Origin of the sequence: Nonomuraea composti, assembly GCF_012034275.1 — a bacterium.
GTDB lineage: Bacteria > Actinomycetota > Actinomycetes > Streptosporangiales > Streptosporangiaceae > Nonomuraea > Nonomuraea composti.
Genome location: NZ_JAATEP010000025.1, coordinates 154,610 through 165,356, shown reverse-complemented (window position 1 = coordinate 165,356; position 10,747 = coordinate 154,610). Strand labels below are relative to the sequence as shown.

Annotated in this window: 11 protein-coding genes; 6 read left to right on the top strand and 5 right to left on the bottom strand. The window is 74.4% G+C overall.

The features are described 5' to 3' along the window. Positions 1-111: 111 nt before the first annotated feature. Positions 112-1,110, top strand: a complete 999-nt coding sequence (locus HCN51_RS31535; protein ID WP_240973430.1) for a GAF domain-containing sensor histidine kinase — start codon at positions 112-114, stop codon at positions 1,108-1,110. On the opposite strand, the gene HCN51_RS31530 is transcribed toward HCN51_RS31535, so the two are convergent. Beyond that, positions 1,087-1,962: an ATP-binding protein gene (locus HCN51_RS31530; protein ID WP_206068114.1), complete on the bottom strand. Its 876-nt coding sequence runs from the start codon at positions 1,960-1,962 to the stop codon at positions 1,087-1,089. The genes HCN51_RS31535 and HCN51_RS31530 overlap by 24 nt on opposite strands. Before the next feature lie 209 nt (positions 1,963-2,171). Here HCN51_RS31530 and HCN51_RS31525 point away from each other — a divergent pair, with 209 nt between their 5' ends. Next, positions 2,172-2,705 (top strand): hypothetical protein, encoded by a 534-nt coding sequence (locus tag HCN51_RS31525; protein ID WP_206068113.1) that lies wholly within the window; start codon positions 2,172-2,174, stop codon positions 2,703-2,705. A gap of 62 nt (positions 2,706-2,767) precedes the next feature. On the opposite strand, the gene HCN51_RS62475 is transcribed toward HCN51_RS31525, so the two are convergent. From HCN51_RS62475 to HCN51_RS31510, 3 genes are all read right to left on the bottom strand, one after another. Beyond that, the gene (locus tag HCN51_RS62475; RefSeq protein WP_168014378.1) at positions 2,768-4,177 is read right to left on the bottom strand and encodes an NlpC/P60 family protein; all 1,410 of its coding nucleotides are present in this window, start codon (positions 4,175-4,177) and stop codon (positions 2,768-2,770) included. A gap of 203 nt (positions 4,178-4,380) precedes the next feature. Then, positions 4,381-4,941: a dihydrofolate reductase family protein gene (locus HCN51_RS31515; RefSeq protein ID WP_168014376.1), complete on the bottom strand. Its 561-nt coding sequence runs from the start codon at positions 4,939-4,941 to the stop codon at positions 4,381-4,383. 56 nt (positions 4,942-4,997) lie between these two features. After that, on the bottom strand, positions 4,998-6,056 hold the full coding sequence (locus HCN51_RS31510; protein ID WP_168014374.1) for a hypothetical protein: 1,059 nt from the start codon (positions 6,054-6,056) through the stop codon (positions 4,998-5,000). 174 nt (positions 6,057-6,230) lie between these two features. On the opposite strand from HCN51_RS31510, the gene HCN51_RS31505 reads away from it, so the two are divergent. Both HCN51_RS31505 and HCN51_RS31500 read left to right on the top strand, forming a co-directional pair. Beyond that, entirely contained in the window at positions 6,231-7,493 is a 1,263-nt protein-coding gene (locus tag HCN51_RS31505) for a histidine kinase (protein ID WP_168014372.1), read from the top strand. A gap of 136 nt (positions 7,494-7,629) precedes the next feature. After that, complete coding sequence (locus HCN51_RS31500) at positions 7,630-8,307, top strand: response regulator (protein WP_168014370.1); 678 nt, start codon at positions 7,630-7,632, stop codon at positions 8,305-8,307. Positions 8,308-8,322: 15 nt separating this feature from the next. On the opposite strand, the gene HCN51_RS31495 is transcribed toward HCN51_RS31500, so the two are convergent. After that, positions 8,323-8,958, bottom strand: a complete 636-nt coding sequence (locus HCN51_RS31495; RefSeq protein WP_168014368.1) for a LysE family translocator — start codon at positions 8,956-8,958, stop codon at positions 8,323-8,325. A 145-nt stretch (positions 8,959-9,103) separates the two neighbouring features. Here HCN51_RS31495 and HCN51_RS31490 point away from each other — a divergent pair, with 145 nt between their 5' ends. Together HCN51_RS31490 and HCN51_RS31485 are read left to right on the top strand one after the other, a co-directional pair. Continuing rightward, positions 9,104-9,874: an MBL fold metallo-hydrolase gene (locus HCN51_RS31490; protein ID WP_168014365.1), complete on the top strand. Its 771-nt coding sequence runs from the start codon at positions 9,104-9,106 to the stop codon at positions 9,872-9,874. A 10-nt stretch (positions 9,875-9,884) separates the two neighbouring features. Next, positions 9,885-10,742 carry a helix-turn-helix domain-containing protein gene (locus tag HCN51_RS31485; protein ID WP_168014363.1) on the top strand — a complete coding sequence of 286 codons (858 nt, stop codon included), beginning with the start codon at positions 9,885-9,887 and terminating at the stop codon, positions 10,740-10,742. Positions 10,743-10,747: the final 5 nt, after the last annotated feature.

The following is a 10,747-nucleotide window of genomic DNA, read 5'->3' as shown; positions in this document are numbered from 1 at the left end:
GTCGCGCAGCAGGGAGACCTGGCTGCAGGCGTCCTCGGAGGTGACCACGAGCCTGCTGTCCGGCGCGGACCGCGCGAGGTGCTGGCCGTGGTGGCCGGCCACGCCCGCCACATGAGCGACGCGGACCTCGTCGAGGTGCTGCTGCCGGACGAGACGAAGCAGTCGCTGGTGGTACGGGTCGCCGAGGGTGAGGGCGCGGACGAAGTGCTCGGCGACACCGTCGAGATCACCGGCACGCTCGTCGGCGACGCCTTCACCCAGGGCGAGCCGCTGTCCAGCCCCGACCTGCAGAGCGCCCCCTACCCGGGCTCCCCGCTCAGCCGGCTCGGCTACGGGCCGGTCCTGGTGGTGCCGCTCGGCGCCGCACCCGCCATCCGCGGCGTGCTCGTCATGGCCAAGCGGAGCGGGCGGCTGCCGTTCAGCGGGGCGGCCCAGCAGATGCTGCGCGCCTTCGCCGGCCAGGCCGCCATCGCGCTGGAGCTCGCCGAGGCCCGCCGCGACGCCGAACGGCTCGGCCTGCTCGAAGACCGCGACCGCATCGCCAGAGACCTGCACGACGTCGTCATCCAGCGGCTGTTCGCCACCGCCATGACGCTGATGAGCACCGTCCGGCTGGTGGAGCGGCCCGAGGCGGCCAAACGGCTCCAGCACGCCATCGACGAGCTCGACGAGACGATCCGGCAGATCCGCTCGTCCATCTTCGCCCTGCAAGGCTCCCACGACGACGCCGCCCCCAGCCTGCGCGGGCAGATCGTGGACCTGCTCGAAGGAGCCGGCAGCCATCTGGGGTTCATGCCCGGCCTGCGGATGGAGGGGCAGATCGAGACCCTGGTGCCCGAGCCGGTCGGGGAGCAGCTCGTCGCCGTCCTGCGCGAGGCGCTGTCCAACGTCGTCCGGCACTCCCACGCCACCCGCGCCGACGTGTCCGTCGAGGCCGCCGGCCAACGGCTCACCCTGCTGGTCACCGACAACGGCGTCGGGCTGGGCAAGGGCGGCCGCCGCAGCGGGCTACGCAACATCGAGGAACGGGCCGCGCGGCTCGGCGGCACCACCGAGCTGGAGTCGCCGGCGGGCGGCGGGACGCGGCTACGCTGGCAGGTCCCCCTCTGAGGCCATCTCACGGCTCGGCGGGAGGCACGTCGACCCCGCTTCGAGGTCACCGGTCGGCGGGAGGCACGTCGACCCCGCTTTGAGGTCACCGGTCGGCCGGAGGCACGTCGACCCGGCTTCGAGGTCACCGGTCGGCGGGAGGCAGGCCCCGCGCGAACTCCACCGTGACGGCCAGGCCGCCCTCGGGACGGGCGGTGGCCGTGATCGTGGCGCGATGCGCGCGGGCGACGGCATCGACGATCGCAGCCCGAGACCGTAACCGTCACGGCGGCCGTGCCGCTCGGGCGTCAGGCGCTGGAACGGCTGGAACAGGCGCCGGACCTGGTCCGGAGGGACGACGGGGCCGCTGTTGGCGATGGTGACGACCGCCCCAACGCGGGGCCTCACAGCCCCGGCCACCCCAGTGTCGCCCGCCGCAGCACCGCCCGCCGCAGCATCGCCCGCTGTGGAACCGGGCGCTGTGGCACCGGCCGCTGTGGCGCCGATCGCCTCCGCGCCGGCCGTCCCAGCCCTGACCGGTGTAGTCGCGACCGCCCCGGCCCCGGACACGTCAGCCTCGACCGTCCCGGCGCGGACCGTCCCCTCCCCAGACGGGTGCGTGATGACCTTCACGTGGCCGCCCGCGCGGTTGTGGCGGATGGCGTTGTCGACCAGGTTGGCGACCAGGCTCTCCACCAGCCCGGGATCGCCGACCGTCATCGCGGGCGCCAGCCGCCCCCTCAGCTCCACGCCCGCCCGCGCCGCCTCGTCCCGGCGAGAGGCGAGCACCTGCCGCGTGACCTGGGCGAGGTCAAGGGTCTCCAGCCGCCCGACGCCGCGCTCGCTGGTGGCCAGGGCGAGCAGCGCCCGCACCAGCCGCTCCTGGTGCTCGCCCAGAGCCAGCGCCTCCTGGCAGACCGCCCGCAGGGCATCGGCATCCGCGTCGGGATCGGCGAGGGCCGCCGACCGTGGGTTTGCCCGGCGAGCGCCCGTCGTCCGAGCGCTCGCCGGACGTGCCTCTGTCCAGCGAGCGGTCGCCGTGCGAGGGCCCTGCGGCGCGGACGTCGGGAGAGCCCGCGCCGATGAGTCGTCCCTCGACCGGGCCGCAGCCAGTGCGGTTGCTGGTGGCGAAGGCTGTGGTGGTCGGGGTGGTCGGGTTCGTGGCGGGGTTGGTGACCTCCGGGGTCGTCGTTCCCGCCGGGCCGGCGCTGTTGCGTGCGCACCAGAACCCGATCCAGCTGATCACCCTCGCCACAGAGCTGCGGGTGATCGCCGGTTTCGCAGCGCTGACCGCGGCCGTCGCCGTGCTGGCGCTGGGCCTGGCCGCGCTGGTCGGTCGGGCCGTTGTCGCCGCCGTGCCGGCCGTCGCGCTGGTCGTCCTGCCCTACCTGCTGGCTGTCGCGGGCCTGGCGCCATGGTTGCTGGCGGTCACCCCCGCCGCCGCTTTCGCGATCACCCAGAGCGTTCCGACGTTCGCGCACGTGGAGGTGGTCCTGTCGCCGCTCGGCGGTTACTATCCGCTCCCGCCGTGGGCGGGCCTGGCTGTGACCTGCGCGTATGCGGTCCTCGCCCTAGGGGCGGCGGTGATCGTGCACCGGAGGAAGGCGATGCGGTAACCGCATGCCACCAGGCGCAAGCCCAGGCGCAAGCCGCCGGGCCGGGGTGCCGAGGGGGTGGTCTATCGGCGGCCGGGCCCCATCGCCGAGGGGCGTACGGCTGTCACGTAGCTCGGCCGGTCGATGGCGTCGAGGCGGACGACGGTGCCGGTGCGGGGCGCGTTCACCATCTTGGTGCCGCTGACGGCCAGGCCGACGTGGTCGGGGCCGGGGCGGGAGGCGTCGGTCTCGTAGAAGACCAGGTCGCCGGCGCGGACCTGCGAGCGGGGGATCTTGCGGCCCCTGCCGACCTGCTCGTACGTGGTGCCGCCGATCCTGATCCCGGCCTTGCTCCAGGCGTACTCGGTGAGCCCGCTGCAGTCGAACCCCTTGGTTCGCGCCCCGCGGCCGATGCCGTAGCCGGGGCCGGCGGGCCCGCCGCCGCCGTAGGAGTACGGGATGCCGCGCTGCGCCAGGGCGGCGCTCACCGCGAGCGAGGCGGCACCGATCTCGCCGCATCCCGGCTCGAACGCATCGCCCGACAGGCCCGCGCCTCGCTCGGAAGTGCCCGCATCTCGCCCGGGCAGGCCGGCACGTCGCCCGGTCCGGCCCGCGTCCCGTTGGGGGAGGCCCGCGCCTCGTTCGGGCATGGTGCCGGGGCGCATGCGTTCGGACAAGGGGCGTGTGGGCTGCTCACCCGCCGCAAGGGGACGTGTGGGCTGCTCACCCGCCGCCAACCGCCGCTCCGGCCATAAGGACGCGACGAGTTTCCTGGCGAGCTTCTCGTGCTTGGCGTACGCGCCGCGCAGGTCGGCGCGCGGCCGTTGCACGGTGGCGGCGGCCTGGGTCAGCGGCAGGGTCGTCCAGTGGCGCACGCCGACGAGCCGCTTGTAGAAGGAACGGGCGGCGTGGCTGGGGGTGGTGACCTGCTCGCGGGTGCCCCAACCGGCCGCGGGCGTCTGCTGGAACAGGCCGAAGGACCTGCCCTCGGCGGAGACGGCGTTGTTGTCGAGCCGGCTCTCCTGCAGCGCCGTCGCCACCGCGATCTCGGCGGCCCGCCGCGGCAATGCGAGCTGGGCGGCGACATCGACGATGATTCCGGCGTTGGCGGCCTGCCGGGCGGACAGCCCGAGCACGCCAAGGTCACTCCCGCCGTTGCCGGTCCGCCCGGTGGACAGCCCATCCTTGCCGGTCTGCTCGGTGGGTGGCCCAGGCGTGGCGGGACCGTTCCCGTCCTTGCCGGTCCGCCGGGCGGATGCCCCGGGCAGGTCGAGGTCGCTCTCGTCGCCGTCGGCTCCCGGCATTCCCGGAAGGTTGCCATCCTGGCCCATCGGGGAGGCGGGCTCGCAGCTGGTGCCACCCATCTGCCCGGGGTCGGTCGAGGCGGCGGCGGGGTACGTGCCGCCGCCCATCGCGATGATCAGTGCCGCGCTCGTGATCAGCCCGCCTCCCGTGGCGAGGGCCTTCGCGGCCGTTCCGGTGTCGAGGATCACGGGCGGCCGTCCCCGGGCCGGGGGCGGTGGGGTGCCCGATCGCGGTGGTGCTCGGTCATGCGGTTCCTCCCAGTCCGTGCTGGCGCGGGCGACCTCGGACGGGCGTGCGGGCATGACGTCCCCCGCCCGGCGGATCGCCGGCATCGAATGTGGACTGTTCGTGGCGGAGGAGGCCGCGGACGAAGGAACGGAGCACAAAGTCGCTAGGCGCGCTCGTACCGCATGACCACGATCTGGCCGTCGCAAGTGCGCGACTCGACCAGCCGCAGCCCAAGCCGCCGCGCGTCCTGAGCGAACAGCGGGCGGCCACCGCCCAGCACGACCGGGTGCACCGCGACGTGGTACTCGTCGATCAGGCCGTGCTCGGTGAGCGCGGCGGCCAGGCCGGAACCGCCGGTGAGCAGCAGGTCCTTGCCGTCCTGTCGCTTGAGCTCGGTGACCTGCCCGGCGAGGTCGTCGCCGATGATCCGGGAGGCCCAGTCGTCGTCCTTCAGCGTCGTCGAGAAGACGATCTTCGGCGTGTCGCGCCAGCGCGGCGCGAACTTCAGGACGTGCGGGTGGTCCGACACCGACTCGGCGTTCGGCCAGAACGCCACCATGCCCTCCCACACGCCGCGCCCGTACAGGAAGGTGTCGCAGCGCTCGCTCAGCGCCTCGCTGTACGCCGACAGCTCCTCGCCCATCACGGGCCAGTCGAACTCGCCGTTCGGGCCGTCGATGTGGCCGTCGACGGAGGTGTGCACCCAGAAGATGATCTTGCGCATGTCCTGCTCCTGTTCTCGTTGCCTTCACGGGTAGGTCGGGGCCGGGGCGGCGTTCTCTACATCCGCCGGGAGATTTTTCGCGCCGCGTTCTCCGTACGGCGGCCCAGCAGCGCCAGCAGCGCGATCGTGACGACCCCGAGAGCCGACAGCTCCAGCTTGTCGGCGAGCGTCGCGGCGTTGGCCACCACTCCGAACGCGGTGTGCCCCGCCAGCGCCCCGCCGGCCAGGAAGAGGCTGTGCCGGTCCGTCCACCCGCCGCTCGCCGCCCACCGCCGTACCAGCCACCCGGCCGTCACCGCGACCGCCGCCGCGACCAGCATCGGCACCGCCACCCAGCCGCCGTGCGTGAAGGCGGGCCGAACGGCACCGCCGAACGGGAACAGCAGCGCCAGGTACCCGAACCCCACGCCCGCCCCGAGCACCCCCGCCACCCACGGCACGGGAGCCGCCCCGGACGGTTTCGGCCGGGACGCGGGCTCGGGCGCGGGGTGGGAGCCCGTCCGGAGCGCGGGACGGGGCGGCAGGACGCGCAGGGCCACCACCGCCAGCAGCGCCACGGCGGCCACGTACGCGGCCGGCACCCCGGCCGGTGCCTGGTAGCCGGGGTCGATGGAGGTCGCCACGGTCAGCCGCAGCAGCACCCCGCCCAGTACGAACACCATGGCGGCCACCACGACCCCCGTCCGCTTCAGGTAGGGCCGCTCCCGCAAAGACGGGAACGCCAGATCGGCGAGCAGGATCGGCAGCGCCACGCTGAACACGGCGTGGTAGGGCAGGTTGAGCTCGGCGTAGGCGCTGTTCAGCCCGAGGATCCTCGGCGCCCACCCGGCCACCCCGTACATGGTGGGGCTGCTGAGCGCCTGCAGCACCAGCCCCTCCTCGACGATGCCGTACGCCAGCCCGAGCAGCAGGATCGACGGCCAGCCCCCGCGGCGCCGCCGGACCAGCTCCCGGATCAGCACCGTGCCGGCGCCGTAGATCGGGATCCACAGGAGCATCAGCCAGATCCGGCTGAGCGGCGGGTTGCCCAGGGTGAGCTCGGCGATGACCGGGGTGATCACCGCGAGCAGCAGCGCGGCGCGGCGGCCGCCCTTCGGCGGGTCGGGTGCGTTCATGGGCCCAGCGTGCCGGGCGGCGGGTGCCGGCCGCTGCGGGCGGACGGCCGGAACGTGGCAGCCCGCGTCGCTGCCGCGCCGGCCGTCCGGACACCTTCCTGACGACTTTGGTCGTGGTCGTCGTGACTTCGGTTGCCGACGAGGGGGCCGCGGGGCGGGCTACGATCGGCGGTTGTGTTCCTGACCGGCGCGGATGAGGCGCGGATCGGCCGGCTGCGGTCGCGGAGCGGCTGGGTCGCGGGCCTGGGCGGGCTCGTGCCCGCGTTCGCCGCCGCGGTCGCGGTGATCTGGGGGGATCCGGCGGGCGGCCCCGGCTGGCACCTGGTCGCCGACGTCGTGGGCGGCGCGCTGGCCTGCGCGGGGTTGTTGCTGTGCCGCAGGTGGCCGGTGCCGGCGGGGCTGGCGGTGATCGCGCTGTCGGTGCCCGCCGCGTCCGCGTCCGTGGCGGCGGGCGTCGCCGCGCTGATGGCGGCCCTGTACCGGCCGCCGCGCGTGGCGATCGCGGTGGGGGCGGCGGGGGCGGGGGCGTCGCTGGTCAGGTTCGCGGTACGGCCGCCCGGGCTCGCCCCCTACGCCCTGTGGGCGCTGGTCGCGGTGCTGTTCGGGGTGGCGGTGACCGCGTGGGGGATGCTGGCCAGTACCCGCAGGGAATTGCTGCTGTCGCTGGCCGAGCGGGCCCGCCGGGCGGAGGCCGAGCAGCGGGCCCGCGCCGAGCAGGCCCGCCGTGCTGAACGGCTCGGCATCGCCAGGGAGATGCACGACGTGCTCGCCCACCGGCTGTCGCTGCTCGCCGTGCACGCGGGGGCGCTGGAGTTCAACGCGAGCGCGACGCCGGGCGAGGTCACGGAGGCGGCCCGGGTGATCGGGACGAGCGCCCGCCAGGCGCTGGAGGAACTGCGCGCGGTCGTCTCGGTCCTCCGCGACCCGGCCCTCCCGCCGACGCCCGCACCGGTCGCCGGTCTTGAGGCGCCCTCGACCGGGCTGGATCTCGGGGCGCTCGTGGCGGAGTCACGGCGGGCCGGGATGCGGGTCGAGCTGCACGATCACGGGGTACGCCTGTCCGAGGTGCCGGACGTGGTGGGCCGCGCCGCGTACCGGACCGTGCAGGAAGGGCTCACGAACGCGCGCAAGCACGCGGCCGGCCGGCCCGTCACCGTGCTCGTGTCCGGCACGAAAGGGGCCGAGCTGGTCGTCGAGGTGCGCAACCCACCGCAAAGCGAACCACCCACCCCCGCCGGGACGGACGCGGAGTCCGACGCCGAGACCGGCGCGGGGGCCCTCGACGGGCACGCGGCGGAAGCCCTCGCCGGGACCGGCGCCGGGGCGGGGCTGATCGGGCTGGCGGAGCGGGCGTCACTGGCGGGCGGCCGGCTGGAGTGGGGGGAGACGGCGGATGGCGGATTCCGGCTGGTGGCCCGGCTGCCGTGGCCTCGATGAGGGCGGGGGAGCGAGCCTCGTGACGGCAGGGCGCGGGGCTCATGACGGTACGGCGCAGGCGTAGGTGACGGCGGGGAGTGGGGCTCGTGACGGCAGAGCACGGCTTCGGCGACGGCAGGGCGCGGGGCTCGTTAGCATGGCCGGGGTGAGAGCCGACGAGAGCGCGCCGATCCGGGTCCTGATCGTGGACGACGACGCCCTCGTCCGCGCCGGCCTGACCCTGATGCTCAAAGGCGCCCCCGACCTGCACATCGTCGGGGCGGTCGCCGACGGCGCCGAGGTGGAGGGCGCCGTGGCCGAGCACAAGCCCGACGTGGTGCTCATGGACCTGCGGATGGGCGGCGTCGGCGGCATCGAGGCGACGCGGCGGCTGCGGTCCCGCGCGGGAGCGCCGGAGGTGGTGGTGCTGACCACGTTCGACGCCGACGAGCTGGTGTTCGAGGCGTTGCGGTCGGGCGCGAGCGGGTTCCTGCTGAAAGACACCCCGCCGGAGGGCATCGTGGACGCGGTGCGCAAGGTCGTCGCGGGCGAGCCGATCCTGTCGCCGAGCATCACCCGCAAGCTGATCGCGCACCTGATGCCCGAGCAGGAGACCCGGCGGCGTACCGACGCCCGCCGGGTGCTGGACCGGCTGAGCGAGCGGGAGCGCGAGGTGGCGCTGGCGGTCGCGCAGGGCAAGCCGAACGCGGTGATCGCCGGTGACCTGCACATGAGCGTCGGCACCGTGAAGGGCTACATCTCCCGCATCCTGACGAAGGCGGGCCTGGACAACCGGGTGCAGCTGGCCCTCATCGTGCACGACGCCGGGCTCTGACCCTTCCCGCCCGTTTCACGTCCTGCTCGTCATGGCCAGGCGCATGGCCAGCCCGATCAGGACGGTGCCCGAGACGTACTCGAGCCACCGCCGGACGGCCGGCCGCGCGAACAGCCTTCGGGCGGCGCAGACCAGCCGGACGATGCCCAGGTACCAGACCAGGTCGATGAGGGCCGAACCCAGCGCGAGCAGCAGCAGCGTCGGCAGCGCCGGCGCCCCGTCCGGCACGAACTGGGGAAGGAAGGAGAGCGCGAACACGCCCGCCTTCGGGTTCGCCAGATTGGTCAGGAGCCCCATGCGGTAGCAACCCCACAAGGACGCCCCGGCAGGCACGTCGGTGCGGACGCCGGTGGCGGGATCGTTCGAGGAGCGCGCCTGCCACAGGGTCCGCGCGCCGATGCCCACCAGGACGACGGCGCCGGCGATCCGCATGATGTCGAACGCCAGTTGCGAGGCCAGCAGCAGCGCGGACAGCCCCAGGGCGGCCGCCAGGCACCACAGCAGCCAGCCGGTCTCGTTGCCCAGCACCGTCACCACCCCGGCGGCCCGGCCCGACCGGATCGACTGCCGCAGGATGACCACGGTGGTGGGGCCCGGCGCCATGGACACCAGCAAGGACGCGACGGAGAACGCGATCAGCTCGTTCGTCATCGGCACCCCTGCCCCGGTGAGCACTTCCCTGCTCGCCCCATGGTGACAGATCGCGCCGGCGCGTCCGCGCGGACGGCCCGCGGTGGTGCTGCCTATCCACGCCATGGGCAGGCACGCCACGGCCGGGCCCTCGAAAACTGAGGCCATGAGTACGACCGCGACAACCTCAGCTCAGGCGCCGGGATTCGCGCGCACCCGCGTCGGCGCCGTCACGGTGACCACCGTCTACGACGGAGCGCTGCCGATCTACGCCGCCGACATGCACGGCGAGCCGGCGGAGCGGATCGCCGCGTTGCTGGCGGACGGGTTCCTGCCGCCGGAGGGCGATCCGGCGACGGCCGTGAACGCGTTCCTGTTCCGCTCCGGTGGGCGCCTCGTGCTGGTCGACGCCGGCGCCGGCGCCTCCCTCGGCCCGGGCACCGGTCAGCTGCCGGACAACCTGCGCGCCGCCGGAGCCGGGCCGGAGCAGGTCGACGACGTCCTCATCACGCACCTGCACCAGGATCACGCCTACGGTCTGGTGACGGCGGACGGGGAAGCGGCGTTCCCCTCGGCGACCGTGCACGTGGCGGCACTCGAGGCGCGCCACTGGCTGGACGACGTCAGCGGCTACCTGCTGGACGGTGGAGGGGAGCAGCTGCTGATGTGGGGGGACACCATGCACAACCACACGGTCCAGCTGCGCGCCCCGCACGTCGCGATGGAGATCGGCAGTGACCGGGCCGGCGCCCGCGCCGCGCGGCAGCGCGTCCTGGAGGAGATCCGGACGCGGGGACGGACGGTCGGCGGCGCGCACCTGCCCTTCCCCGGCATCGGACGGATCGCCTTCCGCGACGGTGAGGCCCGGTGGGTGCCCGTACCGTACCGGCCCGTGCCCTGGCCCGGCCAGGCGAGGCCCGCGCGTGACGAGGGATGATGGAGGGGTGATGGCAGGCCGGTCGTCGTCGCAGGAGCTGGGCGAGTTCCTGCGGGCACGTCGTGCCGCCGTGACGCCGCAGGAGCTCGGCATCCGGCCCTCCTACGGCGACCGGCGCCGGGTGCCCGGCCTCAGGCGTGAGGAGCTCGCGGCGCTGGCCGGGCTCAGCACGACCTACTACACCCGTCTGGAGCAGGGTGAGAGCCACCAGGTCTCCGACTCGGTCCTCGACGCCCTCGCACGGGCACTCAAACTGTCCCCGGACGAGCGGGCGCACCTCTACCGGCTGGCGCGGGCTCTTCCGCCGGTGCGGGGCACCGGTCAGGAGGACCACGTCCGCGCTCCCGTCCGCGACCTCATCGCCGGCAGCCTGAGCGCCGTCGTGCTCGTCGGGCGGCGTACCGACATCCTGGCGGGCAACCCGCTCGGGTACGCGCTGTGGAGCCTGACGGGCGACGAGATCGCCGCCATCGGCACGCCGGGGGCGCCGAACCAGGCGCGGCGGGTCTTCCTCGACCCGCGTTCTCGCGAACTGTTCGCCGACTGGGAGCGGCAGGCCGGGGATCTCGCGTCCTACCTGCGGCTGGCCAGCGCCGAACGTCCCGGCGGCCTCGCCCTGCACCAGCTCGTCTCCGAGCTGGCGACCGGCAGCGACGACTTCGCGCGCCTGTGGCGCGAGCACGCCGTGCGTGACTGCCTGCACACCGTGCGCCGCTACCGTCACCCTGTCGTGGGAGAGCTGGAGCTGAACGAGGAGATCCTCCGCCTGCCCGACGACCCGGGGCAGCGCCTGATCATCAGCGCCGCCGGGCCCGGCACGCAGTCGGCCGACCGGCTCGCTCTCCTCGCGGCCCTCACAACCGCCTGACCGGC

What these genes read in the sequence shown, in the direction of transcription:
- HCN51_RS31525 (WP_206068113.1), top strand. Translation starts at nt 2,172, where the DNA reads ATGAGTCGTCCCTCGACCGGGCCGCAGCCAGTGCGGTTGCTGGTGGCG.
- HCN51_RS31490 (WP_168014365.1), top strand. Translation starts at nt 9,104, where the DNA reads ATGAGTACGACCGCGACAACCTCAGCTCAGGCGCCGGGATTCGCGCGC.
- HCN51_RS31535 (WP_240973430.1), top strand. Translation starts at nt 112, where the DNA reads ATGAGCGACGCGGACCTCGTCGAGGTGCTGCTGCCGGACGAGACGAAG.
- HCN51_RS31515 (WP_168014376.1), bottom strand. Translation starts at nt 4,941, where the DNA reads ATGCGCAAGATCATCTTCTGGGTGCACACCTCCGTCGACGGCCACATC.
- HCN51_RS31510 (WP_168014374.1), bottom strand. Translation starts at nt 6,056, where the DNA reads ATGAACGCACCCGACCCGCCGAAGGGCGGCCGCCGCGCCGCGCTGCTG.
- HCN51_RS31485 (WP_168014363.1), top strand. Translation starts at nt 9,885, where the DNA reads ATGGCAGGCCGGTCGTCGTCGCAGGAGCTGGGCGAGTTCCTGCGGGCA.
- HCN51_RS31495 (WP_168014368.1), bottom strand. Translation starts at nt 8,958, where the DNA reads ATGACGAACGAGCTGATCGCGTTCTCCGTCGCGTCCTTGCTGGTGTCC.
- HCN51_RS31500 (WP_168014370.1), top strand. Translation starts at nt 7,630, where the DNA reads ATGGCCGGGGTGAGAGCCGACGAGAGCGCGCCGATCCGGGTCCTGATC.